Below are 26747 nucleotides of genomic sequence, written 5' to 3'. Positions count from 1 at the left end.
CGCCATCACCCCAGGCCAGAGCGACGCGCGCCACCCACCGAGCGTGCCACTTCGGCCAGCGCGAACAGCCTGGCGATACGTGTCCAACCCAAAGCGATCACCGTGGCCTGTGTCAGCACAAAACCCCAAGCCAGGCCCTGCGTACCCACCGCCAAGGTGCGCGTACGAGCGAGCCCGAGCAACAGCGCTATCCCAAAGCCAAGCGCGCTGATCAGCACGTAAACGAGCACACTGGTGAAGGGGCGGCGCAGCACCTGCTGCAATCCACGCCACATGGCCACGGTCGCGGCACGCAAGTTGCCATCGGCGATAAAGGCTGCGCGCGCCGACTCGACCCAAAGCTGCGCCGCCACCACGACGGCACCTGTCAGGTACCACGCCAGATGCGCAGCCTCGGTAGCCTGCGACTCCAGCACAGCCAAGTCCGCGCGATCGTCGGCGTGGTCCAGCCCCAACGACGCGAGATACGCGGCCAGCGCGTAGATCGGCAATGCCCACAGCAGCAGGCGAAACATGCGACCGTACTCCACCAGGCCACCTTGTAGCAGCGCGCTAAAGCCAAGCGCTCGCCCCGCGCGTCCGCTGGCCACCACCATGCCTTGCAGCCAGGGCAGCAACAGCACGGCGAGCAAGGCACTCGCCAGCAACGCGCCATGCACGAGGCCATGCTGCCGGCCCAGCGCGTTCGCTACATCGCTGAACATCATCAGGTCGAACGCACGCGCCCAGGCTTGCGCATGCGTGGAATGATCCACCAGCGCGCCAAGCGCCTGGCGAAACGGAATGGCTGCCACCAGCGCAGGTATCAACAACATCAACGTCCACAGCAACAACAGCCGCCACTGCAGGGCGAGAAAGGGCGCGCGCAGCACGTTACCCATATCCACGCGGCGGGAAGATTTGTAGGCCATCACAGGGTCACCAGGAATGCGTAGAACGCTTGCAGCAGCGCTGCGATATCCGCCGTCCAGCGACGCGAAGCAACGGGCTCGGCCTTGTCGGTGAGGCTATCGTTGAGCTTGTCGGCATCGAGCAGGATCTTCCGCTCGGGATCGAGTTCTGCCGACACCACCCTGGTCGGCCGGGTGAAGACAAAACGCGCCCAGCGCCGATCATCGTCCCAATGCACATCTTCATGGCTGCCATCGGCGAACGTTACCCGCAGCACTTGAGGCACCGGCGCGCCTTCGCGCACCACGGTAACGGTGCCGCGCCAAGGGAATGGCCCAGGCTTGCCGTTGCCGTCCTGCGGGTGAGCCTTGCGCCAGTTCGCGCGCTGTCTGTCCACCTGTGCGTCGCGGTCGTCCGCGGTGTACTCCAGGCGCTCGCCCTGCCTTGCCCAATTGCCGGCCAGCGGCAGCACTTCCTGGTTGTCGATCGAGGCCACGCGGTCGTCGATGCGTGCCGTGCCATAGATGAACTGGTCGAAGATCTCGTTGACCGCACGCGCGTCGCCCGACACGTCGATCAAGGTGGCGCGCAGATCGGCCACCGACGGATGGCGGAAATGCCAGCGCCGATAGTACTCGCGCATGGCGCGCTCCATCACTGGCTTGCCCAGCCGCTCTTCCAGGTCGTGCATGGCGGTGGCGGTGCGCGCATACACCGTGCCATAGCTGGAACTGGAATAACGATCCCAACTGTTTTGACCCAAAGGGTCATAGGGACGACCAAGGCCCGCCGTGGCCCGCTCGTAATGAAAGACGTCCATCGACGGCGTGATGCCGGCACGCCGCAACCAAGTGCTTGGCACCAGAATGCGCTGATCGCGCTCGCGCAACATGCGCTGATCCCAGTACTCGTTCATGCCCTCGTCGAGCATGGGTTCCTCGAATTCATTGGAAGCCAGCAGGCCATAGAAATAGCCGTGACCGAATTCGTGGATGGTCACGAAATCGATGTTCCACTGATCCATGGTCTGCGCATCAATGCTTGCGTAGCCTTCCGCGGTAAAGAAGGTCGGGTACTCCATGCCGCCCGCTTCCTGCGCGTTGAAGGGCGGCACCACAGCCGTCACCGTGCGATAGGGGTAGGCACCCAGCGTGTTGGAAAAGTAGCTGAGCGAATCGAGCGTCGCCTTGAGCACGGGCGCAGCACTGGCCTTGTACTCAGGCGGATAGATCACACGCACCGCCACCTTCGGGCTGCCCGGCCCCTGCCAGCTCGCATCCAGAGTTTGATAACCCTTGGCCGCAACCCAGGCGAAATCGTGCACGTCGCCCTGCTGATAGTGGTAGGTGGTCTTGCCGCCTGTTTGTTCGGTCTGCCCCTGCAGCTCGCCCACGGCTCCTACGGTGTAGTCGGATGGCACCGTCAGGCGCACGTCGTAGCTGCCGAAATCCGCATAGAACTCGCTGTTGAAATGGAACTCGTGTGCGTTCCATTGGACCTGCGTGGCGCCGCGCTCACCAGGCAACTCAAGCACCGCGATCTTGGGAAACCACTGCGCGACCAGGTTGAAGTTGCCCCACCAACCGGTACGCTCCACCACGCGCGGCAACTGACTGATGAAGTCGATATCCAGCGTGAGCGTTCCGCCAGCCGGCACCGGCTCGGCCAAGTCGACGCGCACCACGGTCTGATCCGTCGCGGGGCCACCATCGGGCTGCACGAAACGCCATGTCAGCGCCGCGCTGCCTTGCTGCACGCTCTTGAGGTCCACCCAGCCCCACTCGCCCTTTTTGAGGGAGGCCGCGCCGCGCGAGTGACCGTGGGCGGTAAGCACGCTGCGCTCGGTGAAAAACGTGCTGCCTTCGTTCTGGAACGCGTTGAGATACAGATGCAAATAAACGCGATCGACCGGCTGGTTGCTGCGATTACGCCACTGCAATTGCTCGCTGCCCGCAACGCGATGACGCTCGACATCCAACTCGGCATCGATCCGGTAGGCCACCACGCGGTCGGACAGCGTGGACTCCTTGCCGGTGCGCACGCCACCCCAGGCGTCGACGGCGCTAGGCTCGCGGGGCGCGGATGCGTGGGCTTTGGCCAGCGGAATCTCCGCCACGGTAGGCGGCGGGGCAGACGTTGCCGCCGGCGCCGGCTGCTGCGCAAAGGTGAGGCAACTCCACGCCAGGCACCCGATGGCGGCCAGCCAGCGGCCGGCCTTGCTCCCTTTCTGCATCCCCATGCACCCCTCCCCCAAGGAAGGTCCAGCGTGAGGCATCCCTGTGCCGCACCCTATAGGCCAAAAGTCACGCCATGTGTCATCGGAAAGCCCAACCGCGGACTACTGTGATTTCGACGAACTCAATACACATCGCGCCGATAACGGCCCTGCTCCCGCAGGCGTTCCACCTGATCGTCACCAAGCACGTCGCGCAACACACGATCCACGCCGGGGGCCATGCCTTCCAGGCTTCCACATACATAGATCGCGGCGCCGTCCGCGACCCAGGCCTTGAGTGTGTCCGCGGCTTCGCGCAAGCGATCCTGCACGTACACTTTGCCTTGCGCATCGCGGGACCAGGCCAGATCCAAGCGTTCCAGATGACCTTGTTGGTGCCAGGACAAGATGTCGTCGCCATAGTGGAAATCGAGCGCCACCTGGCGCTCGCCAAACAACAGCCACAGGCGCGAGCGCCCCTGCGCGATGCGCGCCTTGATCAAGGCGCGCAAGCCGGCCAGGCCAGTGCCGTTGCCGATCAACACCAAGGGCACCTCAGCGTGAGGCGCACGAAAGCCGGGGTTGGCGCGGATACGCAAAGCTATGTCGCCGCCCACCTCGGCGTGTTCGGTCAACCAACCGGACCCCAGACCCAGGCTGCCATCGCCGCGCTGCATGCGGCGCACCAGCAGATGCAGGCCGCCATCCGCAGGTACCGAGGCGATCGAATACTCGCGATGTGGCAATGGCAGGAGGCTCGGCACCCATGAAGACGGCGCGGCACCACGCACCGCTTGTGGTGCAGGCCACTGGCTGCCCGCCAGCCATTCGCGCAGCGCCACTGTGCGCCCCTCATGCGTCACCGGCACATCGCCCGATTGGCCGGCTTCGTCCAGCCAGTGTTCCAAGGCTTGCGGAGCATGTCGCGGGCCAATCTCCACCAGGTCGCCGGCCTGCCACGACAATGCGCCATCGATGGGCTGCAAGGCCAGGTGAAAGCACGCGCCGCCGGTGCTGTGCGGATTGAGCAATCGACGCTCGACCAGTTGCCAGCGCTCGTAGTCGGGGCGTTCCCAATCGGGCATGTCCGCTGCGCCCGACACGACCGAAAGATGATGTTGCCAATGACGCAGCGCCGCCGCGTCGTTGTTGTCCACGTCCACCGTATCGAACCAGGGCGTGGCGCCGCCTTGATGCAACCAATGTTCGAGTTGCCGGGCGAATCCGCAGAAGTGGGCGTAGTCGCGATCGCCCAACGCCAGCAAGCCATAGCGCAGCGATGCCAGCGCCTGCGGTGCGCGCATCTGTTGGGTCACAAAGGTGGCAGCGCTGTCGGGCGCATCGCCCTCACCCGTGGTGCTGACGATGAACAGCACACGACGCAGGCGCTGCAGCGTCGCCTGATTCAACGCGCCGAGTTCGACAAGCCGTGCAGTCACCCCGGCCTGCTGCAAGCTGGAAGCCGTCTGCAACGCGTACTGGGCGGCGGTGCCCGTCTGGCTGGCAAAGGCGATCAGCATTTCGTCGTCATGCACCGCAGACTGCGCCTGAGCCCTCGACGTGCTTCGGCGCGCGACCACCCACAGGGTGAAGGCCAGCCATGTACCGACGACAGCGGCAGCGCCCAACGCGCGGCCAGCATCGGGGTGGGGCCATGTGCCTTCGGCGGCGTGCCACGCACCAAGGCACGCCAGCAACAAAGCCAGCACCGCACACAACAGCACGTTGCCCCAGGCCGGGCGCGGCCGCATCGAAGCCATGAAACTACCCGGCCAAGGCGTCGGCGAATGCAGGCGACAGTCGCTCTTCGAGACCGCGCTCGCCATGCAGGAGGAACAACACCGCGAGCCCGCGCTCACGCGCATAGGTCAAACCATCGTCAGGGCCAAGTACCGTCATCAAGGTACCGAGCGGGTCCGCGTGCAGGGCCTTTGCGGCCAGCACGCTCACCGAGGCCACGCGGTGTGGCACGGGCTCGCCGGTGCGCGGATCGATGTGATGGGAATAGCGCCGCCCGTCGGCCTCGAACTGGCGCCGATAGTTGCCTGAGGTGGCGATGGCGCGCCCACTCAGCGTAAGCACCTGGCTGAGTTGATCGAGGCGCTCCACCGCGCCCATGGCCGCACCAGGGCGTTCGACGCCGATGCGCCACGGCGAACCATCGGGTTTGCGCCCCTTGCCTTTGAGTTCTCCGCCCACCTCGACCAGCCACGCTTCCACGCCCAGGGCATCGAGCGCATGCCCGACCTGATCGACCGCGTACCCTTTGGCGATAGACGACAAATCCAGATACGCACCGCCTGGCTGATACAAACTGTGCGTCGCCGCATCCTGCTGCAGGCGCACCCAACCAATGCGCTCGCGCGCACCGCGCACCTCCTCGGGTGAGGGCGGTGCCTGGCGCGCAGCATCGGGGCCAAAGCCCCACAAGTTCACCAGCGGGCCCACCGTGGGGTCATAGGCGCCGCCACTGTCGCGGGCAAGTTGCAGCGCATGTGCGATCACTTCAAAACATTCGGTCGGCAACACATGCCATGTGCGTGGCGGCGCCTGATTGAAGCGAGACAACGCGGACTGCGGCTTGTACGTACTCATCTGGCCATCGATGCGATCGAGCGTGCGTTGCACGTTCTCCTGCACCTCTCGCAACGCGAGCCCGATGGGCAGCACCGCCCGCACGGACCAGGTGGTGCCCATGGTGTCGCCGTGCCAGGCATGCACAGCGAGGTTCGGCAGCGCGGACATCAAAGCAGGCCCTCGACTGCGCGCATTACTGCGGCAGCACTTCCAGCGTGGCCGAGTAGGACAGGCGTCGCTGCTTGGCCGGCTTGGTACTGGCTTTGTCGTCCTGCGTGCTGGCGTTGATCCAGTACATGCCGGCATGGGGCCAGTTCAGACTGAACTTGCCGTCCTTTCCAGTGGTGACGTCCTGCTCTTCCTGCGCGTTGCGGTAACGCGTTTCGCCCGCAATGGCCACCACCTTGAGGCCTGCGGCCGGCTTGCCGTCGAGCAGCAACTGGAACGTGGCCGGTTCACCGGCCGCCAGATCAGTGAACTGCGTTACCGGCACCAACTCCAGCCCCTTGCCGATGGGCTTGAGCGCCGCATCACTGGGCTTGCCGTTGGTCACGAAGGTTTCCACGCGATTGATCGACTCAGACACGTCCACGTTCTTGGCCCCGGCCGGCAATGCCTTGGTCAGCTCGGTGGCATCACCGCGCCAGCGCTTCTTCTCGCCGTTGATTTCGTAGTTCGCGAACAAGCCGGCATTCACCACCGCCACCTTGTAGGTACCGGGCTGGGTGAGGTGCACATCGAACACGCTGCGATACTGACCCGTCACGCCATGCTCGGCCTGCACGGCATTGCCGTCCGGCGCGGTAATGCTCACGCGATCCAAGGCGACCGGCATGTGGTCGGGATAAAACAAGTCGTTGGAGACGGCCGCGTCCACCGTCACCCACGGATCGGCACCAGATACGTTGGTGGCCGAGGGCACCAGCCACATCTTGTGTGCCTGCGCCGCCAGCGGCATCGACAGGGCCAGCGCCAGCGCGCTCCATTTCAAGGTCTGCTTGATCATGCTTGGGACTCTCCGTGTTCAGGGGGCCAGGTCGAGTTTGATAGCGCCGAGTTCGCTGTTGCCCTTGGCGACCAACTGTTGCGGAGCGCTGGCCGGCCATGAGAACGGCACGCGGACTACCTCGCGGCCACCCACTTCGCGCGCGGCCTCCACCACCAGTTCGTACTTGCCGGCAGGCAGCTCGGTCAGCGGCGCCTTGCCTTCGTGGAAGCTCAGCTTCTGATCACCCGCCGGACGCGTGGCACCCGAAACGCCGTCGATCGGCATCGGCAGGTCGCGTCCACCGCGGCGCCACCATTGACGCAGCTCCGGCAGCCACTTGGTACCTGCGCCCTCCTTCGAATCCTTCTGCGCGTACCACACGGCCAGTTGCGCGGCCACGCTGTGGTCCTCGCGCTCGATCCACACCGCCGTATAGGGGCGGTGGTATTCGGCCACGTTCAACGACGGAATCTGCACCGTCACGTTCAGGTCGGCCGCCATCGCCGGCGTGGCGAGGAGCAATGCGGGCATGGAAAACATCAATCGACGCATGGGAGTCCCCGTCTAATGAATGAAGATCAAGGCCAGCACCAACGGCAGCAGCAAGCCGAAGGCCACCAACGGCCACGTGGCGCCGCGTTGGGCAGCGTGCATTTTCAACAGCAGTAAGCCGGTGACCGCAAAAATCACGCAGGCCAGCGCAAACACATCGATAAACCAGCCCCACGCCGCTCCGGCGTGGCGCCCCTTGTGCAGGTCGTTGAGGTAGGCAATGGCGCCACGGGTCGTGCGCTCGTACTCCACCTTGCCGGTTTCCCGGTCGATGCTGAGCCATGCATCGCCTCCCGGGCGCGGCATGGACACATAGATGTCGTCGCTGGACCAATCACCACTGCGCCCCGTTACGCTGACGTCGAGCGCGCCATCCACCCAATTGGCCACGGCTTGCGGCAAGGCGGCGCCCTTGCGCTCGTCCTCGCCCGCCAACATCGTGAGCAACGGCGCGGGTAGCTGTGCGTTGCGATGCACGGTCTGCGCCGTGGCCTCGATCTGGCCAGCGTGATTGAGCGTGAATCCGGTAATGGCGAACAGCAGCATGCCCACCAGGCACAGTGCGGAACTGATCCAATGCCATTGATGAAGCTGCTTGAGCCAAAACGCCCGTCGCGGGCCGGCCCGATGCGCTACTACGTTGTCGCGCGACTGCGCCGCTGGTTCCATGCCCGCCTTCTGTATGTCCAATGCGTGCGGGTACCCGCGGCGACCATGCAACGAAGCATCGAGCCTGCTGTCCCAGCACCGTGCCAGGGCGCTAAGCTGCCGACTTGGGCGGCCTTCCCTGACATGAAGCCGGGACTTTGCCACAAATGAGAATCAGTCGCAATTCAACCCTCGCCGCCCTTGTCGAGGCCCTCGCCCACGATGGCCCACTCCAACGGAAGACTGCATGCGTATTTTGATTGCCGAGGATGACCCCTCCATTGCCGCTGGCGTGAGCGCCTCGCTGCGCCAGGGTGGTCACGCCGTGGATTGCGTGGCCGATGGCGCCAAGGCCGATACCGCCCTGCGCGACACGCCCTACGACCTGCTCATCCTGGACCTTGGCCTGCCCAACCTGGATGGCACGGACGTACTGCAGCGCCTGCGCAAACGCGGCACCGGCCTGCCGGTGCTGGTGATCACCGCCCGCGAAGGCCTGCGCGAACGGGTTCGCGTGCTGGATCTTGGCGCTGACGATTACCTGGTAAAGCCCTTTGCCCTGGCCGAGTTCGAGGCACGCGTGCGCGCTCTGCTGCGCCGCTACACGGCGCAAGGCGCACCGGAAATGGTCCTCGGCAAGCTTCGGCTGGATCTGCCCGGCCATCGTGCCTGGGTCGGCGACGCACCGCTCGAACTCACCGCACGCGAGTTCGGCCTGCTCGAAGCCCTGGCATCGCGCCCCGACCGCGTCACCAGTCGTGCGCAACTCGTCGAAGCGCTGTGCAGCTGGGACGAGGAGCTGACCGACAACGGCCTGGACATCGCCATCTACCGCCTGCGTCGCAAGCTGGTCGACTCCGGCACGCAGGTTCGCACCATCCGCGGGCTCGGCTACCTGCTGGAAGAGGTCAAGGAAGGCAAGGAATCGAAAGCATGAGCGAGCCGGCACCCAAGCCTGCCCAGCCCTGGCTTTACCGCATGCTTGAGCCCGATGGACGGCCGAGCCTGCGCCGCCGCCTGCTGTCCTCGCTGCTGGTGCCGTTGATGGTGCTGCTGGTGATCGAAAGCCTGGTCACCTACGGTGGTGCGCTGATCTACTCCAATCATGTGCACGACCGTGACCTGGCCGATGACGCCACCACCCTGGCGCAAATGCTCAGTCAGGAAAACCTCGGCGGGCAGATCTCGCCGCAGGCGCGCTTTCTGCTGGAGTACGCCCCGGAAGGCCACAACTATTTCAATGTGAGCAGCCAGCGCCATGGCTTGCTCGCGGGTTCGCCCGAGCTGCTACCCGCCGCTGCCAGCGGCGTCGAAGACGGCGAACCAACGCTCTACACCACCACCATAATCACGCCCAACCAGAAGCGTCGCGAACTGCGCGCCGCCACGGTGCGCATTCCGAACCTGCACGACCCCAGCGACCAGCTCACCGTGACCATGGCGGAGACGCTTCGTGACCGCCACCAACGCGCGCGCGAAATCCTGCTGCTAAGCATTCCGGCCCAAGCCATCCTGATCGCCAGCGTGTTCATGCTGGTGCTCTACGGCGTGCGCGTAGGCCTGCGTCAACTCGATCCGCTGACCGCGCGACTGGCCGCGCGCGAACACGACCTCGCACCCATCGGCGATGCCGACGTGCCCGTGGAAATTCTCCCGCTCACACGTACCATCGACGGTCTGTTCGCGCGCCAACGCGGCATGCTGGCGCTACAGGAGCGCTTCATCGCCGACGCAGCCCATCAGCTGAAGACGCCGCTGGCCGGCTTGCGTGTACACGTGGAGCGCGCCGAGGCCGACCCCAGCAAAGACACCGTGGCCGATTCCCTGCAACACATATCGCGCTTGACCCAACGCGCCAGCCGCACCTCCAGCCAATTGCTGGCACTCACCCGCGCGCAGTCGCCCGAGTTGAACGACAGCAGCCCCCTGTGCCTGCTCGATCTGGCGCACCTGGTGCCCGAACTGGTGGGCCTACGCGTGCACGACGCGATCGACGCGGGCGTAGACCTGGGCTACGAAGGTCCTGTCCAAGGCCATGTGTGGATCGACGGTGATCGCCATTCCTTGCAGGAGTTGCTCGACAACCTGATCGACAACAGCCTGCGCTACGGCGGACGCGACAGCCTGGTTACGGTAAGCCTTACCGAACAGGCGGGCCGCGCCTGCCTGGCGGTGGAGGATAACGGCCCCGGCGTACCGCCCGCCTTCCTCGAACGCCTGGGCGAGCGATTCTTCCGCGTTCCGGGTATTACCGAGGAAGGCACTGGCCTGGGCCTGGCCATCGTGCAACGCATCGCCGAACGTCACCACGCGCGCGTGCGCTATCTGTCCGGCAGCGGTGGTGGCTTGCGTGTGGAGGTGGTGTTCCCGCCCGCGCGCACGTCGCGCACGAACGATTAAGCAAGCAGGTGCGCGCAGGACGCGGCCTGGACGCTCCGGAATTTAAGATTGCTCCGATGGACCCAAGACACCGCATGAGCGATTGTGACCCTTCCGAATCGATGCTGCGCACCTGCGCAGTCATCGCGTTTTGATCCTGTCACTCACTGCGCGAACGATCCTGAGGTAGCTCCCCAGGCATGTGAAACGGTGCGGCACAACGCCCCTGCCGCCGACAGGGAAACCCCTGCGCCTCCATGCCATGAAACGACATCCGCTCCGCCCCGTGTGGCGGCACGACAACGCACTATTTCGCCGAACGGCGATTGAGCTCAGCCGCGACCCGCGGCTGATCACTCACCTGCCGCGACTCGCCATCAACGACCCATCGCCCGACGTTCGTCGCGCCGCGTTAGAACGCTGCCAGGATCTGGTCGCTGCCCAGCACATGGCGCAGAACGACACCGACGATGCCAACCGGGTCCACGCGCGACGACTCTATGTCGCCCTGATGGCCGGCACGCATCGCAACGCCCCCTCCGTCGCGGACCGCCTGCGCCTGTTGCGGGTACAGGAAGATCCTGCACTGATGCTTCACCTGTGCGCTCACAGCCCTGACCAGGGCGTGCGAGAAGCTGCACTGAAGAAACTCGAAGCGCAGCTTATCGTACGCGGGCTTGGAGCCTCGACAGATGTAGACCGGATCGACGAAAGCCCCATCTTCAACAGGGCCCGATCACGTGCTCTGCTGCGGCGTGCGATCGTCACGGCCGCCTACCAGGTCGAAGCCGCACTGAAAGCTCACGACCATGTCGCTCTCGCGCCATGGATCGACGCCATGGAGCGCTTCCTGGTCGATTGGCCGGCACGTAGCGCCCTACCCCACGGTGTCGTGCGCGCGGGCCGCCTGCTGCTCGCGCTGCAAACACGCACACTGCCCGCTACATCGCCCGCCATCGGCATGCGCTCGCAACCACCGCCGCCGATCGTGCGGTTACCCACCCTCGCCCCCGACGCCCACGCGGCGTAACGGAGAAAGCCAAGATGTTCCAACGTAAACGCCCGACCGAACAACATGCCGAAGCCGCCGCCAGCCTAATTGCACAACACACGCAGATTCGCGGCGAAGTCGCTTTCGACGGCACGCTCTATCTCGAAGGCAACGTGGAGGGCGTGGTACATGCCAACGGCACGCACGCCTTGCTGACATTGGGGCCTCATGGCGTTGTCCACGGCGATATCCGCGTGCCCAGTGCCGTCATTCATGGCGAAGTGCGCGGCAACATACACATTGAAAATGCCTTGGAGCTGGCAAGCACCGCTCGCATCATCGGCGATGTCTACTATCGCAGCATCAAGGTCGCCGAAGGCGCACACGTGAACGGGCGCCTATGTCACCAGACGGCGCCGTCCACTGAGGCACCCGCCATGCTCCATAGCGAGAGCACTCCACCGCCGGCCGCGCTGAGTGCGAACCACGAGAACGCGAGCGACATGCCCGACACCATGATCATCGATTCGGCGAGCGCGCCTGAGCACGCATCCAACGAATCCCGACACGACCGCCAGCGTCGCCGCGCCGCCAAGTAAGGGGACGATACAAAAAAACGGCGACGCATGAGCGTCGCCGTTGTCACACATCCCCTGCATGGGAACTACTCGAGACAAACCGTGCAGCAGCGCGGCGGAGCCAAAGGCCCCGCCGCAGCGCCTTACATAGCCTTCTTGGCCTTGGTCAGCAGCTGGTCGAGCAGCGCGATGGCCAAGTCGATTTCTTCGTGCGTGATATCCAGCGACGGCGCGAAGGTGATCACGTTCTTGTACCAACCACCCACGTCGAGCACGAGGCCGATCTTCTTGCCGTTGTGCTCCAGGTCGCCGGCCAGGCCGATGTCGACCATCTTGTCCAGCAGCGCCTTGTTCGGCGTGAAGCCGTCCTCGGTGCAGATCTCGGCGCGCATGGCCAGACCCAGGCCGTCGACGTCGCCGATTTCCTTGTGGCGCTTCTGCAGGTCGCGCAGGCCTTCCAGGAAGTGGGCGCCCTTCTTCGGCACGCTGGTCTCGTAGTCCAGCTCGTAACCCATCTTGATTACTTCCAGACCCAGCGAGGTGCCCAGCGGGTTGGAGTTGAAGGTGGAGTGCGTGGAGCCCGGCGGGAAGATGGTCGGGTTGATCATCTCTTCGCGCGCCCACAGACCCGACAGCGGGTTGAGGCCGTTGGTCAGCGCCTTGCCGAACACGATCACGTCCGGCGTCACGCCGAAGTGCTCGATCGACCACAGCTTGCCGGTGCGCCAGAAACCCATCTGGATTTCGTCGACCACCATCAGGATGCCGTACTGGTCCAGCACCTTCTTCAGGTCCTTGAAGAAGTTCATCGGCGGCACGACGTAGCCGCCCGTGCCCTGGATCGGCTCGACGTAGAACGCGGCGTATTCAGCCTGATTGACCTTGGGGTCCCACACGCCGTTGTATTCGGTTTCGAACAAGCGGGCGAACTGGCGCACGCAAGCGTCCGAGTACTCTTCCGGCGTCATGCCCTTCGGGCGACGGAACGGGTACGGGAAGGGCACGAACATCGCGCGCTCGCCAAAGTGGCCGAAGCGACGACGGTAGCGGTAGCTGGAGGTGATGGACGACGCGCCCAGCGTACGGCCGTGGTAGCCGCCCTCGAACGCGAACATCAGGCTCTTGCCGCCGGTGTAGTTGCGCACCAACTTGAGCGAATCCTCAACCGCCTGCGCACCACCCACGTTGAAGTGCACGCGGCCCTTGAGGCCGAACTTCTGCTGCGCGTCGACCGCGATGGTCTTGGCCAGCTCGATGCGGGTCTGGTGCAGGTACTGGCTGGCCACCTGCGGCAGGATATCGATCTGACGCTTGAGCGTGTCGTTAAGGCGCTGGTTGCCGTAACCGAAGTTCACGGCGGAGTACCACATCTGCAGATCGAGGAAGCGCGTGCCGGCCGTGTCGATCATCCAGCTGCCTTCGCCGTGACGGAAGATCTTCGGCGGGTCGACGTAATGCACGGTGTCGCCGAACGAGCTCCACTCGGCCTCATCGGCCAGCAGCTGCGCATCGGGGATCACGACGCCAGCGTTCTTGTCGTAAGCGTTCATTGGGGGAAATCCGAAAACTGAGGGAAAGTGGGGTGAGCGGGCGCGGCGCCCGCTCGGTTACGAGGCGATCGCCAGCGAAGGTGCGGGCGTCTGCTCAGCCAGCAGGCTGCCATCGAGCAGGCGCGGCAGCAGTTCCAGCGCATCCTCGAAGCCGGTGATCGGCATATAGGGGATGCCCGCGGCACGGCAGTGCTCGATCAGGCGATGCTTGGCAAACACGAAATCCACGCGGTCGGCGGCGCAGAAATCCGACGCGCCATCGCCGATCAGCAGGGTCTTGGTGCCACCCTTGCTCGCCTGCGCGGCGACGGCGCACTTGCAGGTGCCGCTGCGGCAACCCTCGGCCTGGAACGGCGAGGTGAGCTGCCACTGGCGCGGCGGCGTGGCCGGCGCCAGGTGGTTGGCGGCCAGCGGCAGGTCGTCCAGGCCGTAACGACCCAGGATCTTGTGGATGGCGTAGTCCAGGCCGTCGCTCACCACGCGGATCGGCGTGGACAGCTCGCGCGTCTTCGCCACGAAAGCCGGGAAGGCATGGTCGATCCACAGCGAGCCCAGGTGCTTGTCCAGCTCGGCCTGGGTCATGTCCAGCAGGCCCACTTGGCCCGTCATGCATTCGCGCGAGCCGATGCGGCCAGCGCGCCAATCCTGCTCGAGCGTCTCCCAGCCGGGGCGGCCGAAGCGGTCAAGCAGCGAGTCGATCACGTCCTCGACCGAGATGGTGCCGTCGAAGTCGCAGAGAATGGTCCAGCCAGTCACTAGGTGAAGCTCCGCATTGCAGGATGGCAACACGATAGGGACCTACCCCTTTCGGCCTCCTTTCCTTTTCCGAAAGAAACTGCGTAAACCTCAGGCGAACCTCAGGAATACCCCTTTACTAAGCCATCCGAAGGGCTGCTCCGGTATGCTTGGGCACTTCTTGGCGCTGTCGCCGGTCACAAGCTCACCCCAACTTGTCACCTGAACGTTCAGGATATTCGTGTTTCAGCGTCGAAATTACCCGGAATCGTCGAACATGGAAGCTGCACCCACCCGGCTACGCCCCCTGCTCTCCAGGGTGCTGATGGCCTGGGGACTGGCGACGTTAGCGGGATGCTCCGTAGCCCCGCTGCCCGATCTCAAGCCCCCTGTGCCCGAAACTTGGCGCAATGCGCCGGCTGGCGTGGCGCCCCCCACGGCCGACCTGCACGGCTGGTGGCAGGCGCTGGGCGACCCGGAGCTGAACGCACTGGTAGACCGCGCCCTGCAAAGCAACCTTGACGTGGCGCAAGCCGCCGAACGCCTGCGCGCCGCCCGCACCCTCAATCGGCACTCGCACGACCCCTACCTGCCCTCCCTGCACGGCCGCACCAACGACGTGATCGACCCGGACACCACCGCGTCGTATTTCGTCGTGGGCTTCGATGCCGTGTGGGAGCTCCCCCTGTTCGGCGCCTGGCAGAGCGCCAAGCGTGTTTCCCAGGGTCAACTGGATAGCGCCAACGCCGCCGTGCGCGGTGCGCAAGTGTCGCTGGTGGCCGAAGTGAGCCGCCGCTGGATCGAGCTGCGCTCGGCCCAGCAGCAAGCCCGCCTGCTCGGTGCCATTCGCGATGCCCAGCAAGAAAAGCTGCGCCTGCTAAAGGTGCGAGCCGGCTTGAACCTGGCGCCGCCCGCCGAAGTGGCTCGCGCCCAGGCCGAGCTGTTGCGTGCCCAGGCTGCGCTGGCCGAACCCCAGCAAGCCATCAACGCCAGCGCGCAGCAGTTGGCTGTGCTGCTTGGCCAGCCCGAGCCCGACCCGCAATGGCTGCAGCCCGGCGAGCAGCCACGGCTGGGCGATTGGCAACTCACCAGCGCCCCGGCCGACCTGCTGCGCGCCCGGCCTGAAATCGCCAGCGCCGAAGCCGAAGTGCTGCGCGCGGCGGGCGAACTGGGCATCAGCCGTGCGGATATCTACCCGCACATCGGCATTGGTTCATCGGTGCAGTGGTCGACCAACATCGCCGCCAATCACAGGGTACACACGGGCGAGGCCATTTATTCCACCGGCCCCATCATCGACGTACCTCTGTTCGATTGGGGGCAGCGCGTGGCCAACGCTCATGCCAAGGACCATGAGCTGAAAGCGGCCGTCCTGGCCTATCGCCAGGCGGTGCTGCAAGGCGTGGCCGAAGCGGAGACTGCCATGGGCGACCTCGCCCAGCTGCATGAGCGCGAGCAAACCACCATGCAGGCTGCCCAAGCCGTGCAGACCAGCGTAGACGCGCAACGCAAACGGGCCGAACTCAAGCTCAGCAGCCCGCTGGATCTGCAGGACGGGCTCATCGAGGGTCACAAGGCCGAGCTGGATGTGGTGAGCGCCGTCGCCGCGCGCGACCTCGCCTATGTCGCCCTGTACAAGGCACTGGGCGGCGCACCCGCGCCCAACACGCCACTGCCGGGGGGCACCAACTGATGGTGGCGTTGGCACGCAAGACCCTTATCTATGAATGGCGACGCTTTCTGCCCGCCATCGTCGCCGTTGGCTTTTCCGGCCTGCTGCAATTGCTGCAGGCGGCGTTGGTGCTGGGCATCTTCGGCAGCGCCGCGGTGTACATCACCGGCTCCTCGGGCGATCTGTGGGCCGGCTATCCCGGCACGCAGAGCGTGAATCTGGGCCGCTCGATCGATGCCGGCGTGGAAATGCGCCTGCGCATGGACCCGGACGTGACCGCCGTCGAACCCTTCCACTGGGTGGACGCCGACTGGCGCGGCCCCAACGACACGGGCGGCGTATCGGTGTTCGTGTCGGGCATCAACGCCCGACCGGATGGTTTGATGTTCGCCCATGCACTTCCGCTCGCGCTACGCGCGCGCTTGAACGAGCCCGACGCCGTAATCGTCGACCGCGCCGACCTCGGCAGCCTGGGCGTGGGCGTGGGCGACACCGCTGTGATCAATGGCCACCGCGTGCGCGTGGTGGGCGTAAGCAGCGGACTGCGCGCGCTGGGCGGCGTGAACGTGGTGGCCTCGCTCGCCACGGCCGCCGCGCTCGATACGGACCCCTCCAACGTCAACCGCATGACCTATTTCGTGGCCAAGCTGCGCGACCCGAGCATGGCCGACGACGTGGCCGCTCGCCTGCGCGGCGACCGCGCCTTCGGCAGCTACGACGTATGGACCGCCCCCGACTTCGCTCGTCGCTCGCAGTTGTATTGGATCTTCGACACCGGCGCCGGCGCCGGCGTGTTGTTCTTGGCCGGCATCGTGTTCCTCGTGGGTGCGGTGATCACCAGCCAGACCCTGGTGGCCGCCGTGATCGGCTCGGTACGCGAGTACGCCACGCTCAATGCCTTGGGTGTGGGCGTGGGCGCGCTGCGCAAAGTGGTGATGGAGCAGGCCTTCTGGGTTGGTGCGCTAGGCCTCATCGGCAGCAGCGTGCTGGGGGCCATCGCCTTGGCCATCGCGCGCAGTCGCAGCGTGCCGGTGTCGCTCGGCCCATGGACCACCGCCGCATGCTTGTTGCTGTGCATGAGCCTGGCCATCGTCTCGGGGTTGGCGGCCATGCGCAGCCTGCATCGTGCCGACCCTGCCACGTTGCTGCGGTGAGGCGAGCGCCATGTCCCAACCCATGACCACGCTCACTCCCCGCCCTGCACACAGCGTGTCGTTGCAGGCGCGCCACATCAACAAATCCTTCAGCAACGGGCCGACCCACAACACGGTGCTGCACGACCTGACACTGGACATGCACGCTGGCGAGCTCACCCTCATCTCCGGCCCGTCCGGCTGCGGCAAGAGCACCCTGCTCGCCATCCTGAGCGGGCTGCAACGCCCTGACAGCGGCGAAGTCATCGCCCTGGGCGAAGACCTGGGCAAGCTCAACCAGCGCTCGCTGGAACGTTTCCGCCTGCTGCACACCGGCTTCGTGTTCCAGGGCTTCAACCTGTTCCCCGCGCTCAACGCGCTGGAGCAGGTGGAGCTGCCGCTGAGTTACCTGGGCTTGCCGCCGGGCGAAGCGCGTCGCCGCGCCCGCGCCTCGCTGGAAGAAGTCGGCCTCGGCCCCCGCATGGGCCTGCGCCCGTCCGAGCTTTCCGGCGGTGAAAAGCAGCGCGTCGCCATTGCACGCGCGCTGGCCAAGGAGCCTGGCCTGTTGTTCGCCGATGAACCCACCAGCGCGCTGGATGCGGCCAACGGCCAGATCATCATCGACATCCTGCACCGCATCGCGCGTGGCCACGGCACGACGGTGCTGTGCGTCAGCCACGATCCGCGCCTGGTGGGTCACGCTGATCGCGTGCTCGCCATGGAAGATGGCCGTATCCTTAGTGATCGCGTGCCTACGCCGGCATCGACGCCGACGTGAGGCCACAAGGAACCTTCTGCATGACCCTGCGTCCGTTACTTTCCCTGTCTGCCCTTGCCCTCGCGGTGGCGTCGCTCACCGCGTGCTCGCATGGCGATGCCGACAAGGCTGCCGCGCAACAGGCCGCCACCAAGCCCGCTTACGCTGCCGTGGCGCGTGGCCGCATCGATATCGAGGGCGGCCTGCTCAAATTGAGCATGCCGCGCGAAGGCATCATCGCGGACATCAAGGTGCACGAGGGCGACCACGTGACCAAGGGCCAGGTGCTGGCCACGCTCGACCCCAAGCCTGCGCAGCTCGCCGTGCAGGCCGCCGAGGCAGAGCAACAGCAAACGCAGGCGCAGGCCAAGATGCTGGATATCCGCCTGAAGGCATCCCAGCAACGTGCTGGCCGCCTCGCGGCTGCGGCGGCCGCAGGCGCCGCCGACGGCCAAAGCGCGGACGACGCCAAGGACGCCGCACAACAACTGCAAGGCGAACTGGACAACGCCCATGCCGCCGTGGCCATGGCCACGCAGAAGCTGGACGCCGCCCGCTACGAGCTGGCGCAGCGCACCCTGGTGGCGCCGGTCGACGGGCAGATCGTGGAGCGCACCGTCCAGCCTGGCGCAGCGGTGTCGCCGCAGGGCGGCCCCGTTTTCGTGCTGCTGCCGGAAAAATTGCGTATCGTGCGCGCCGAACTCAACGAATCCTTCGTGACGACGGTGCACGAGGGCATGCCCGCCCAGGTGGTGGACGACAGCGGTAGCGGCGCGCCCACGCTGAATGCGCACGTTCAGCGCATCGGCACCGTGTTCGGTCCGAGCGCGCTGGAAGAAGACCCGCTGATTCGCGCCAACAGCCGCACCGTGCAGTGCGTACTCGTGTTCGACCAGCCACCACCGGCAACGCTGCGCATTGGGCAGCGCGTGATCGTTCAATTCAAGGCCGCCGACGCCGCCGCCGGCAAGTAAGAAGTCAGACAGTTCGCATGCAGCCATTCCTGTTCCGCAAGCCACGCCTTTCGCGCGTGGCCCCTACCGCGCTGTGCATGCTGCTCCTGTCCGGCGCACCCCGTCTGCATGCCGAAAACGTCACCGATGGCCCCACCATCATGCTCGGCGCCGGTATGCAACGCATGCCGGCCTGGATGGGTTCCAGCGACCATCGCAACCAGCCCATCCCCTATATCCAGGCCGAACTGCCCTACCACATCACCCTGTCCACCATGGACGGCCTCACCGTGGACCTTATCCACGGCGAGCAATGGCGCGGTGGCTTGTACGGCAACTATCTATGGGGACGTGAGCGCTCGGACCTTGGCCCCAAACTCGGCGGCATCATCAACTCACTATCGCCCCGCCTCAACGGTGGCGGCTATCTGGAATACCAGGCCACGGTGGAATTGAACGTGGGCGCGGACCTCAGTCACGACACGCAAGGCGCTGGCGCCTACCTCAACCTGTATGCCGACTACGATCTGCCGGCCGTCGGTTACCTCAATCACAGCGTGCAGCTGCAGTGGCAAGTCATGAATGGCGCGGCCATGCGGCGATTTTTCGAGCTCACGCCCACGCAGGCGGCGCGGTTGGGCGTCGAACCGTCCACGCCCAGCGCGGGCAGCCAGCAACTCGGCCTGGAGTATGACGCCTTTATGCCGACCAGCCAGCACACCGGCTTCGCCTTTGCCGTGAACTACACGCGCCTGCTGGGCGATGCCGCCAGCAGTTCGCTGGTGCGCCACTTCGGCTCACCCAATCAGCTCACCACCACGCTGGCGTTCGTCTACCGCTACTGAAAGCAACGCACGCGCTGCATCAGCGGTTGTCGCGCGTCCATATTTGGCCGTCCACCTCATGCACGGGAAAGCTCGCAATCGGCTCGTACGCCGGCGGGCACGTAACCGCGCCCGTGCGCACATCGAAGCGCGCGCCGTGACGCGGACACTCCACCTCGAAGCCATGCACGTCGCCACCGGCCAGGTCACCGCCGTCGTGGCTGCACACATCCTCGATGGCGTAGAGATCGCCATCGATGTTGTACACCGCGATGGCGGTATCGCCATCCCACACCACCTTGAACTCGCCGGGCAGCAACTCGCTGCGCGTGCCCACGAAAATCCAGTCGGCGAGATTCATGCGGCCTCCTGCTGAAGCGCCTTGCTCATCCACACGAAGCGCAGGTCATCACGACGGGGAATGCCAAAACGCGGTTGCCCATACGGGAAAGCGCCGGTTTCGCCAGTGAGCCGGTAACCGCGCCGCTCATACCAGGCGATCAACTCGCCGCGCTGCTCGATCACCGACATGCGCATGTCACCCAGCCGCCACTCCTCTCGCACGATGCGCTCGGCCTCCGCCAACACTTGGCGCCCCAATCCCGCCATCTGCAAGGCGGGGCTCACCGCGAACATGCCGAAGTATCCGAAACCCTCGCGGCGCTCGATATGGCAACAGGCCACCAGCACACCCTCGCGCTCGGCCAGCAGCACCAGCCCGTCGGTGCGGCCGACCAAGTCGGTCACGCTCTCCACGTCGGTGCGCTGGCCGTCCAACAGATGGGCTTCCGTGGTCCAGCCACGCTGGCTGGATTCACCGCGATAAGCAGACTCCACCAGGGCAACCACGGCGTCGATGTCGGCGGTCCCGGCCGCGCGGAATACGGGAGTAAGTTCGTTAGGCATCGTGCGATGGTAAACCGCCATCGCGACTCAGGCGAGGTTGTCCTCGGCAAAATCCCAGTGCACCAGTGACCAGAACGCTTCCAGATAGCGCGTGCGCGCATGGCGGTGGTCGATGTAGTACGCGTGCTCCCACACATCCAGCGTCAGCAGCGGCCGCTCCGGGCTGGCCAGCGGAGTGACGGCGTTGCCGGTGCTGATCACCGCCAGCGCGCCATCGAGTCGCTGCACCAGCCACACCCAGCCGGAGCCGAAGTGCCCCAGCGCGGCCAGGTTGAATGCCTCCTTGAAGGCCGCGAACGAACCGAACGAGCGCGCGATGGCATCGGCCAGCCGGCCCTGCGGCTCACCGCCGCCGCGCGGACTCAGCGAGTTCCAGAAAAAGCTGTGATTCCACACCTGCGCCGCCTGGTTGAACAGCGCACCACTAGCGTGATGCACGATGGTTTCCAAGTCCGCCTGCTCGAACTCGCTACCTTCGATCAGGCGATTCAACTGGGTAACGTACGCTTGATGATGCTTGCCGTAGTGGTAGTCCAGCGTTTCGGCCGACATGTGCGGCTCTAGCGCATCGCGGGCATAAGGCAGCGGGAGAAGTTCGATCGCCATGGGCGCTCCTGTCAGTGAGTGGGAGAAAGAGGTTGCGCGGCGCGGCGGGCCGCAGGCAGGCCAAGCAGGCTCAGCACGGCGAAACTGCCGAACAGCCAGGGCACCGCGCGACAGGCGCCTTCGACACCACCGGGGTCGCTCAAGCCTGCGGCGTTCACCACCAGGCCGGCGAGCGCCGCACCCAACGCCATCGCATACAACTGCACGGTGGAGATGGAGGCCGATGCGAGTGCGCCATCCTCGGTGGGCACGCTGCCCAACAAAGCGCTCAGCAGATGCGGCCACGCCATGCCGATACCTAACCCAACACCCGCCATCACCACGCACAACAGCAACAAGCCCGCGCCATCGGCAAAGCCTTCGCGCTGGCCCAACAGAACACCCAACAACGCCAGCGACACGGCCATCACCCAAGGGCCGCTGCGCGTGGCCCAGGCGGCAAAACGCGCGCCGCGTCCCGCGCTCAAGGTGGAACCAAAGCTCCAGCCACCGGCCATCACCGCCGTGAGGTAACCGGCGACCAGTGGCCCATGCCCGTGGATCACCTGCAAGAAGTACGGCACGAAAATCTCGGCATTGGTGCCGATCACCAGCGCCGCCATCACCAGGTAAATCGCGCGCAATCGCGAGGGCCGATAAGCCAGCTCAGGAAGCAGCCGCAAGCGGGCGCCGCGATCCAGCCAGATAATGGGCAGCACCAGCAACACGCCGATAGCCACACCCGCCGCCTGCCCCAGGCGCGAATGACTCACGCTCGCCAGCGAGATCGACAGCGCCGACAACGTCAGCAACAACAAGCGCAGCCCCGGCAGGCGAAACCGCCCCGAACGCTGAGCACTTGCCGGCAACCAGCGCGCCACCACCAGCGCGAGCACGGCGACCGCCGGCAACAACGCCCAGAACGCATCGCGCCAATGCCCCCACTGCGCAAACACGCCACCCAAGGCCGGGCCCGACAAGGTGGCAATGCCCCACATGGCCGACACCAACCCCATGGCGCGCGGCCACAGTGCAGGCTCGAACACCTCGCGGATCAACACATAAGCCAACGACACCAGCACGCCGCCGCCCAAACCCTGCAAGCTGCGCCCCACCAACAGCATGGGCATGGAACCGGCGAGTGCGCAGATGGCCGTGCCCAGGGCAAACACACCCAGCGCAAGCAGGTAGCCGCGCTTACCGCCCCAACGCAGTGCCAACGGCGCCGCAGCGCTGGCACCCACGATGGAGGCAATAACGAACAACGTAGTGTTCCAGGCGTAATACGCCATGCCGCCGATGTCCGCCACGGTGGAGGGCATCAGGGTGGTAACCATATAAATGTTGATGGCGTGGAGCGCGGTACCACCCGCCAGCGCCAGGCAACGCGTGCCATTGCGGCCAGACAGCAGCGCCTGCCAACTCGGAGAGACAGCGACAGTGGACATGCAACCTCGACAGTGCGCAGCGATGCGCCTAATATCCAAGAATGTACTTGCATATTAAGCAAAGCCATCGAGATTAAGCAAGCATGAACTTGGATAATTCAACCGACGCGCCCGCCGAGCGCATCCTGTTCCGGCTTAAAACCGTAGGCCCGCAGAGCACGGCCAGCCTGGCGGACAGCCTGGGGCTGACCACCGAAGCCGTACGCCAACAAGTGCAAAAGCTGCAGGAAGCCGCACTCATCGCGGGCGAAGCCGAGCGCGCCGGCGGCGCCGGGCGCCCGCGCCAGGTGTGGGCGCTTACCGCGGCAGGGCATGCACGTTTTCCCGATACGCATGCGCAGCTCGCCGTCGACCTGATCGGCTCCGTGCGGCAACTGTTTGGTGATGCCGGCGTCGACCGACTTATCGATGCCCGCCGCGAGGACAGCCGGCAGGCCTACCTCGCCCACCTCAAAGGCGCACGCTCCATTGGCGAACGCGTGCGGCGCCTGGCGGACATACGCCAGCGCGAGGGTTACATGGCACGCGCCGAGGCCGATGGTGCCGACTGGCTGCTCATGGAAGACCACTGCCCCATCTGCGCCGCCGCGCGCGCCTGCCAGGGCTTTTGCCGCGCCGAACTGCTGTTGTTCCAGGACGTGCTCGGGCCCGACGTACAGGTGGTGCGCGAACAACACCTGCTCGCCGGCGCTCGCCGCTGCAGCTATCGCATCAGCCCGCGCAGCTGAGCACATATCAGTCGTCGGCGTGCCCCATGGCATGACCTTCGACACTGGGCCATGCCCTGCCCCGCTCCCTAGCCTGATCGGTCGTCGAATTCCGTGTGCGCCACGGAAAGCACGCTGGCGCGCACCGTCCACCGAGGGAGAGTTACCCGCTATGAAGAACCGCATCGTCAAACCGCTGGCGCTGGCCTTGAGCCTGGCCCTCAGCACCGCCGCACTGGCCGGCCCCTCGGGCACCTTCGACGTTAAGGATCTAGACCCCAGCAAGGGCGTCTGCAGCGACTTCAACGGCTTCGTCAACGCCAAATGGGTCGCTGCCAACCCCATTCCGGCCGATCGCACGCGCTGGGGCTCGTTCGACTCCCTGCGCGAGGACAGCCTCAACGTCCAGCACGGCATCGTGGAAAACGCCGCCAAGGGCGCCGCCACCGCCAAGCCGGGCTCCATCGAGCAGAAAATCGGCTACCTCTACGCCTCCGGCATGGATGAAGCCGCCATCGAAAAAGCCGGCTTTGACCCGATCAAGCCCGAGCTGGCACGCATTGCCGGCCTCAAGAACAGCCAGGACGTTGCCGCCTACATCCGCGACAGCTACGCCACCGGCAACCCGGTCGGCTTCCGCTTCTACGGCAGCCCCGACTTCAAAGATTCCAGCAAGCAGATCGCTTACGCCGGCCAGGGCGGCCTGGGCCTGCCCACCGCCGATTACTACAGCAAGCCCGATTTCGAAAAGATCCGCACGGCGTACGTGGCGCACGTCGCCCGCACCCTGCAGCTCGTGGGCGTGAGCGAAGCCGACGCGCAGGCACAAGCCAAAGCCGTGATGGCGTTCGAAACGCGCCTTGCGGCCGCCTCCCTCGTGCCGACCGAACTGCGCCAGCCCGAGAACCGCTACCACTACGTGAGCATCGCCGAGGCCGGCAAGGTCACCCCGCACTTTGACTGGGTTGCCTTCTTCAAGGCCCAGGGCGCGGATGTCACCACCGGCTTCTCGCTGTCCCAGCCCAAGTTCTTTGCCGAGTTCGACAAGATGCTGGCCGACGTGCCGGTGAGTGACTGGCAGGCCTACCTGCGCTTCCATGCCATCGACAACGCCGCGCCCTACCTGTCCCAGGCGTTCCAGCAGGAAGACTTCGCCTTCAACGCCCAAACGCTGAACGGCCAGAAGGAAATGAAATCGCGCTGGAAGCGCACGCTCGACGCCGTGGAAGGCGGCATGGGCATGGCGCTAGGCCAGCTCTACGTTGCGCAAACGTTCTCGCCCGAATCCAAGGCCCGCGCCCAGGAACTCGTGGACAACCTGCGTGCCTCCTACAAAAAGCGCATCGAAAACCTGCCGTGGATGAGCGACGCCACCAAGCAAAAGGCGCTGGAAAAGTGGGCCAGCTTTACCCCCAAGATCGGCTACCCGGACAAGTGGCGTGACTGGAGCGGCCTGCAGCTTCAGCCGGGCAACTACTTTGCCAACGTACAGGCGGCCAGCAAGTTCAACTACGACTTCATGGTCGCCAAAATCGGCAAGCCGGTAGACCGCACCGAATGGGGCATGACGCCACAGACGGTGAACGCGTACTACAGCCCGCAGAAGAACGAAATCGTGTTCCCGGCCGCCATCCTGCAGTCGCCGTTCTTCGATGCCAAGGCCGACGATGCGCTCAACTACGGCGGCATCGGCGCCGTGATCGGCCACGAAATGGGCCACGGCTACGACGACCAGGGCAGCAAATTCGACGCCCAGGGCAACAACGCCAACTGGTGGACCGACGACGACCGCAAAGCCTTCGAAGCCCGCACCGATCTGCTCGCCAAGCAGTTCAACAGCTACGAAGCCCTGCCGGGCAAGTTCGTGAACGGCAAACTGACCATGGGCGAAAACATCGGCGACCTGGGCGGCCTCAACGCCGCCTACGACGCCCTGCAGATGGCCCTGGCCAAGAACCCCAAGGAAGCCAAGAGCAAGATCGACGGCTACACCCAGGATCAGCGCTTCTTCCTCAACTGGGCACGCGTGTGGCGCGGCAACGTGCGTCCCGAGGCACAGCTCACCCTGCTCAACACCGATCCGCACGCACCGGCCCAGTTCCGTGCCATTGGCGCACCGTCCAACATGCCGGCGTTCGCCAAGGCGTTCCAGTGCAAACCCGGGGACAAAATGGTTCGCTCGGACGACCAGCAAGTGAAGATCTGGTAACCCCGGTCTCCATCACGCCTAAGGACGCCCTGATTTTGATCGTCATCCCAGCGAACGCTGAGATCCAGCGCCTGTAAACACTTGAACGTAGAGACACTGGATGACCAGCCCTTCGGCTGTTGAAAAGCACCTCCAGCTCTTGCCCCCTTCTTGGGGTCCGCAGGAATGGCGAACAAAAGGTCGCTTAATCAGAGCCCCCTAAGACAACGCCGCGGAGCCATCCGCGGCGTTTCTTTTTGGGCCACGCAAAAGCCTCCTACCGCCTTAAGGCCATAGCCCGCCGTACAGCGCCGCCGCGCGTCACATCCGTGCGCGGCCACGACACTCGCGCTCACTGCATCGCGACGTCACTTCCGGTCGCGCCCCGTCAAACGTCATAGCAAACAAGTGACACACCGAAAGGCAGGCGACAGAGCGCCTGCCAGCGAGGGTCACTTATTGACGCAGGTCAGTCCGACTCGCCGCCGCCGCGTCGCCCGTCGAACTTCCGACGCGGTTGGCACGCTCCGTGCCATCTGAGAGGCAACGGGGACGACACCATTGAAAGAAGCGCACGCCATGACGACGAACATCAACGTGATGCATTGGGGAAAGGAAGGCATGGAACCGTTGCCACGCGCCGTGCTGTGGCGCCGCACGATTGAACGTATTCGGCACGAAGCCACCAAGCCGCGCCAATTCCCCGTTCGGGCCGCAACGATCCTCACCGCCGCGCTCACCCTGTGCACGGCCGCTTTGGTGTTTGCCACGCCCTACATGGCGCCGCGCCACTTTGCGCTCAGCAGCAACCAAAAAACGCTGGAAAGCACCACCCTCCAGCCGCTGCGCGCCGCTGGCGACTGGGTCAACCAGCACAAATACGCCATGCTCACCTTCGATGACGGCCCCAACGGCAACGCCCTCGACGACCGCATCCTCGCCGTGCTGCGCCAGCACCACGCGCACGCCATGTTCTTCGTGGTCTGCGGCAAGATGAACGATGAAACCGTGCAGGCCATGACCAAAATGGAGCGCGAGGGTCACGCCATCGGCAACCACAGCTTTGATCATGCCAAGTTGAGCACGCTCACCGCCGCTCAGCTGCCCCACGAAATCGAAGACTGCAGCCGACAGATCGCCCAGGTTACCGGCCACCGCCCGCGCTACTTTCGGCCGCCGTTCGGCATGACCAACGACGCCGTACGCCACGCCGCCGAACAAGCCGGCATGAAGCAAATGCTCTGGGACGCCAACAGCTACGACTGCCTGCTCAAGAACCCAGCCGAGATCGTGCGCCACGCCACCAACGAAACCTTCGACACCTCCATCATCCTCATGCACGAAAAGGAAACCACCGCCGCGGCGCTGGACCAGATCCTGACCAACCTGGAAAACCGCGGCTTCGAATTCGTGCTGCCGGACGACGCCATGCCGTCCGGCGAGGCGGGTTGACCCAGGGCCTGAGCCTTC

25 protein-coding genes are annotated in these 26747 nt (G+C 65.2%); 12 read left to right on the top strand and 13 right to left on the bottom strand.

Translation table 11 applies throughout. The features are described from left to right. Positions 1 to 5: 5 nt before the first annotated feature. From AC3G2C_RS00405 to AC3G2C_RS00375, 7 genes are all read right to left on the bottom strand, one after another. Positions 6 to 911: a hypothetical protein gene (locus AC3G2C_RS00405; RefSeq protein ID WP_488382630.1), complete on the bottom strand. Its 906-nt coding sequence runs from the start codon at positions 909 to 911 to the stop codon at positions 6 to 8. Next, complete coding sequence (locus tag AC3G2C_RS00400; RefSeq protein ID WP_488382629.1) at positions 911 to 3130, bottom strand: M1 family metallopeptidase; 2220 nt, start codon at positions 3128 to 3130, stop codon at positions 911 to 913. The genes AC3G2C_RS00405 and AC3G2C_RS00400 overlap by 1 nt, the downstream gene beginning before the upstream one ends. A gap of 119 nt (positions 3131 to 3249) precedes the next feature. After that, positions 3250 to 4866, bottom strand: coding sequence for a sulfite reductase subunit alpha (locus tag AC3G2C_RS00395; protein ID WP_488382628.1), 1617 nt, complete (start codon positions 4864 to 4866; stop codon positions 3250 to 3252). Between the two features lie 4 nt (positions 4867 to 4870). Continuing rightward, positions 4871 to 5851 (bottom strand): FAD:protein FMN transferase, encoded by a 981-nt coding sequence (locus tag AC3G2C_RS00390; RefSeq protein WP_488382627.1) that lies wholly within the window; start codon positions 5849 to 5851, stop codon positions 4871 to 4873. 25 nt (positions 5852 to 5876) lie between these two features. Continuing rightward, positions 5877 to 6689 carry a DUF4198 domain-containing protein gene (locus tag AC3G2C_RS00385; RefSeq protein WP_488382626.1) on the bottom strand — a complete coding sequence of 271 codons (813 nt, stop codon included), beginning with the start codon at positions 6687 to 6689 and terminating at the stop codon, positions 5877 to 5879. 18 nt (positions 6690 to 6707) lie between these two features. Beyond that, positions 6708 to 7223, bottom strand: coding sequence for a DUF2271 domain-containing protein (locus AC3G2C_RS00380; RefSeq protein ID WP_488382625.1), 516 nt, complete (start codon positions 7221 to 7223; stop codon positions 6708 to 6710). Positions 7224 to 7235: 12 nt separating this feature from the next. Beyond that, positions 7236 to 7892, bottom strand: coding sequence for a PepSY-associated TM helix domain-containing protein (locus tag AC3G2C_RS00375; protein ID WP_488382624.1), 657 nt, complete (start codon positions 7890 to 7892; stop codon positions 7236 to 7238). Between the two features lie 226 nt (positions 7893 to 8118). Here AC3G2C_RS00375 and AC3G2C_RS00370 point away from each other — a divergent pair, with 226 nt between their 5' ends. From AC3G2C_RS00370 to AC3G2C_RS00355, 4 genes are all read left to right on the top strand, one after another. Then, complete coding sequence (locus tag AC3G2C_RS00370; RefSeq protein ID WP_488382623.1) at positions 8119 to 8808, top strand: response regulator; 690 nt, start codon at positions 8119 to 8121, stop codon at positions 8806 to 8808. Positions 8809 to 8849: 41 nt separating this feature from the next. Then, complete coding sequence (locus tag AC3G2C_RS00365) at positions 8850 to 10271, top strand: sensor histidine kinase (RefSeq protein WP_488383200.1); 1422 nt, start codon at positions 8850 to 8852, stop codon at positions 10269 to 10271. 241 nt (positions 10272 to 10512) lie between these two features. Continuing rightward, positions 10513 to 11280 carry a hypothetical protein gene (locus AC3G2C_RS00360; RefSeq protein ID WP_488382622.1) on the top strand — a complete coding sequence of 256 codons (768 nt, stop codon included), beginning with the start codon at positions 10513 to 10515 and terminating at the stop codon, positions 11278 to 11280. Between the two features lie 14 nt (positions 11281 to 11294). Then, positions 11295 to 11840, top strand: coding sequence for a bactofilin family protein (locus AC3G2C_RS00355; protein WP_488382621.1), 546 nt, complete (start codon positions 11295 to 11297; stop codon positions 11838 to 11840). Between the two features lie 122 nt (positions 11841 to 11962). Here AC3G2C_RS00355 and AC3G2C_RS00350 read toward each other — a convergent pair whose 3' ends face one another. Together AC3G2C_RS00350 and AC3G2C_RS00345 are read right to left on the bottom strand one after the other, a co-directional pair. Continuing rightward, a complete protein-coding gene (locus tag AC3G2C_RS00350; RefSeq protein WP_488382620.1) occupies positions 11963 to 13369 on the bottom strand; it encodes an aspartate aminotransferase family protein in 1407 nt (468 codons plus the stop codon). Between the two features lie 57 nt (positions 13370 to 13426). Beyond that, entirely contained in the window at positions 13427 to 14125 is a 699-nt protein-coding gene (locus AC3G2C_RS00345; protein WP_488382619.1) for an MtnX-like HAD-IB family phosphatase, read from the bottom strand. 256 nt (positions 14126 to 14381) lie between these two features. Here AC3G2C_RS00345 and AC3G2C_RS00340 point away from each other — a divergent pair, with 256 nt between their 5' ends. Genes AC3G2C_RS00340 through AC3G2C_RS00320 form a run of 5 tightly spaced genes read left to right on the top strand, consistent with a single transcriptional unit; the run spans position 14382 to position 19464 of the window. Beyond that, a complete protein-coding gene (locus tag AC3G2C_RS00340; RefSeq protein WP_488382618.1) occupies positions 14382 to 15797 on the top strand; it encodes a TolC family protein in 1416 nt (471 codons plus the stop codon). Next, positions 15797 to 16930 carry an ABC transporter permease gene (locus AC3G2C_RS00335; protein ID WP_488382617.1) on the top strand — a complete coding sequence of 378 codons (1134 nt, stop codon included), beginning with the start codon at positions 15797 to 15799 and terminating at the stop codon, positions 16928 to 16930. Before AC3G2C_RS00340 ends, AC3G2C_RS00335 begins: the two co-directional genes overlap by 1 nt. A gap of 10 nt (positions 16931 to 16940) precedes the next feature. Next, positions 16941 to 17687, top strand: coding sequence for an ABC transporter ATP-binding protein (locus AC3G2C_RS00330; protein ID WP_488382616.1), 747 nt, complete (start codon positions 16941 to 16943; stop codon positions 17685 to 17687). A 20-nt stretch (positions 17688 to 17707) separates the two neighbouring features. Then, complete coding sequence (locus tag AC3G2C_RS00325; protein ID WP_488382615.1) at positions 17708 to 18640, top strand: HlyD family secretion protein; 933 nt, start codon at positions 17708 to 17710, stop codon at positions 18638 to 18640. Between the two features lie 17 nt (positions 18641 to 18657). Then, positions 18658 to 19464 (top strand): MipA/OmpV family protein, encoded by an 807-nt coding sequence (locus AC3G2C_RS00320; protein WP_488382614.1) that lies wholly within the window; start codon positions 18658 to 18660, stop codon positions 19462 to 19464. Between the two features lie 19 nt (positions 19465 to 19483). Here AC3G2C_RS00320 and AC3G2C_RS00315 read toward each other — a convergent pair whose 3' ends face one another. From AC3G2C_RS00315 to AC3G2C_RS00300, 4 genes are read right to left on the bottom strand one after another with little or no spacing between them, the layout of a single operon-like run. Beyond that, entirely contained in the window at positions 19484 to 19804 is a 321-nt protein-coding gene (locus AC3G2C_RS00315) for a non-heme iron oxygenase ferredoxin subunit (protein WP_430388380.1), read from the bottom strand. Further along, positions 19801 to 20349 (bottom strand): GNAT family N-acetyltransferase, encoded by a 549-nt coding sequence (locus AC3G2C_RS00310; RefSeq protein ID WP_488382613.1) that lies wholly within the window; start codon positions 20347 to 20349, stop codon positions 19801 to 19803. The genes AC3G2C_RS00315 and AC3G2C_RS00310 overlap by 4 nt, the downstream gene beginning before the upstream one ends. Before the next feature lie 27 nt (positions 20350 to 20376). Continuing rightward, positions 20377 to 20955, bottom strand: a complete 579-nt coding sequence (locus tag AC3G2C_RS00305; RefSeq protein ID WP_488382612.1) for a superoxide dismutase — start codon at positions 20953 to 20955, stop codon at positions 20377 to 20379. An 11-nt stretch (positions 20956 to 20966) separates the two neighbouring features. Next, positions 20967 to 22382, bottom strand: coding sequence for an MFS transporter (locus AC3G2C_RS00300; RefSeq protein ID WP_488382611.1), 1416 nt, complete (start codon positions 22380 to 22382; stop codon positions 20967 to 20969). Positions 22383 to 22471: 89 nt separating this feature from the next. Between AC3G2C_RS00300 and AC3G2C_RS00295 the strand changes: the two genes are divergently transcribed. The 3 genes from AC3G2C_RS00295 to AC3G2C_RS00285 all read left to right on the top strand — a co-directional run bounded on the left by AC3G2C_RS00295 (position 22472) and on the right by AC3G2C_RS00285 (position 26729). Continuing rightward, positions 22472 to 23110, top strand: coding sequence for a helix-turn-helix transcriptional regulator (locus tag AC3G2C_RS00295; protein ID WP_488382610.1), 639 nt, complete (start codon positions 22472 to 22474; stop codon positions 23108 to 23110). A gap of 151 nt (positions 23111 to 23261) precedes the next feature. Next, positions 23262 to 25298, top strand: coding sequence for a M13 family metallopeptidase (locus tag AC3G2C_RS00290; RefSeq protein WP_488382609.1), 2037 nt, complete (start codon positions 23262 to 23264; stop codon positions 25296 to 25298). Positions 25299 to 25856: 558 nt separating this feature from the next. Continuing rightward, a complete protein-coding gene (locus AC3G2C_RS00285) occupies positions 25857 to 26729 on the top strand; it encodes a polysaccharide deacetylase family protein (protein WP_488382608.1) in 873 nt (290 codons plus the stop codon). The last annotated feature ends 18 nt before the right edge of the window (positions 26730 to 26747 follow it).

It is taken from the genome of Frateuria sp. sgz306004 (assembly GCF_057750885.1).
The sequence above is the reverse complement of the archived record's forward strand: the minus strand, read 5'-3'. Positions and strand labels throughout refer to the sequence as shown.

Coding starts and splice junctions, on each gene's coding strand:
- AC3G2C_RS00365 (WP_488383200.1), top strand. CDS start 8,850: ATGCTTGAGCCCGATGGACGGCCGAGCCTGCGCCGCCGCCTGCTGTCC.
- AC3G2C_RS00315 (WP_430388380.1), bottom strand. CDS start 19,804: ATGAATCTCGCCGACTGGATTTTCGTGGGCACGCGCAGCGAGTTGCTG.
- AC3G2C_RS00400 (WP_488382629.1), bottom strand. CDS start 3,130: ATGGGGATGCAGAAAGGGAGCAAGGCCGGCCGCTGGCTGGCCGCCATC.
- AC3G2C_RS00340 (WP_488382618.1), top strand. CDS start 14,382: ATGGAAGCTGCACCCACCCGGCTACGCCCCCTGCTCTCCAGGGTGCTG.
- AC3G2C_RS00360 (WP_488382622.1), top strand. CDS start 10,513: ATGAAACGACATCCGCTCCGCCCCGTGTGGCGGCACGACAACGCACTA.
- AC3G2C_RS00330 (WP_488382616.1), top strand. CDS start 16,941: ATGTCCCAACCCATGACCACGCTCACTCCCCGCCCTGCACACAGCGTG.
- AC3G2C_RS00395 (WP_488382628.1), bottom strand. CDS start 4,866: ATGGCTTCGATGCGGCCGCGCCCGGCCTGGGGCAACGTGCTGTTGTGT.
- AC3G2C_RS00290 (WP_488382609.1), top strand. CDS start 23,262: ATGAAGAACCGCATCGTCAAACCGCTGGCGCTGGCCTTGAGCCTGGCC.
- AC3G2C_RS00375 (WP_488382624.1), bottom strand. CDS start 7,892: ATGGAACCAGCGGCGCAGTCGCGCGACAACGTAGTAGCGCATCGGGCC.
- AC3G2C_RS00285 (WP_488382608.1), top strand. CDS start 25,857: ATGACGACGAACATCAACGTGATGCATTGGGGAAAGGAAGGCATGGAA.
- AC3G2C_RS00370 (WP_488382623.1), top strand. CDS start 8,119: ATGCGTATTTTGATTGCCGAGGATGACCCCTCCATTGCCGCTGGCGTG.
- AC3G2C_RS00350 (WP_488382620.1), bottom strand. CDS start 13,369: ATGAACGCTTACGACAAGAACGCTGGCGTCGTGATCCCCGATGCGCAG.
- AC3G2C_RS00380 (WP_488382625.1), bottom strand. CDS start 7,223: ATGCGTCGATTGATGTTTTCCATGCCCGCATTGCTCCTCGCCACGCCG.
- AC3G2C_RS00385 (WP_488382626.1), bottom strand. CDS start 6,689: ATGATCAAGCAGACCTTGAAATGGAGCGCGCTGGCGCTGGCCCTGTCG.
- AC3G2C_RS00310 (WP_488382613.1), bottom strand. CDS start 20,349: ATGCCTAACGAACTTACTCCCGTATTCCGCGCGGCCGGGACCGCCGAC.
- AC3G2C_RS00300 (WP_488382611.1), bottom strand. CDS start 22,382: ATGTCCACTGTCGCTGTCTCTCCGAGTTGGCAGGCGCTGCTGTCTGGC.
- AC3G2C_RS00305 (WP_488382612.1), bottom strand. CDS start 20,955: ATGGCGATCGAACTTCTCCCGCTGCCTTATGCCCGCGATGCGCTAGAG.
- AC3G2C_RS00335 (WP_488382617.1), top strand. CDS start 15,797: ATGGTGGCGTTGGCACGCAAGACCCTTATCTATGAATGGCGACGCTTT.
- AC3G2C_RS00355 (WP_488382621.1), top strand. CDS start 11,295: ATGTTCCAACGTAAACGCCCGACCGAACAACATGCCGAAGCCGCCGCC.
- AC3G2C_RS00320 (WP_488382614.1), top strand. CDS start 18,658: ATGCAGCCATTCCTGTTCCGCAAGCCACGCCTTTCGCGCGTGGCCCCT.
- AC3G2C_RS00325 (WP_488382615.1), top strand. CDS start 17,708: ATGACCCTGCGTCCGTTACTTTCCCTGTCTGCCCTTGCCCTCGCGGTG.
- AC3G2C_RS00390 (WP_488382627.1), bottom strand. CDS start 5,851: ATGTCCGCGCTGCCGAACCTCGCTGTGCATGCCTGGCACGGCGACACC.
- AC3G2C_RS00405 (WP_488382630.1), bottom strand. CDS start 911: ATGGCCTACAAATCTTCCCGCCGCGTGGATATGGGTAACGTGCTGCGC.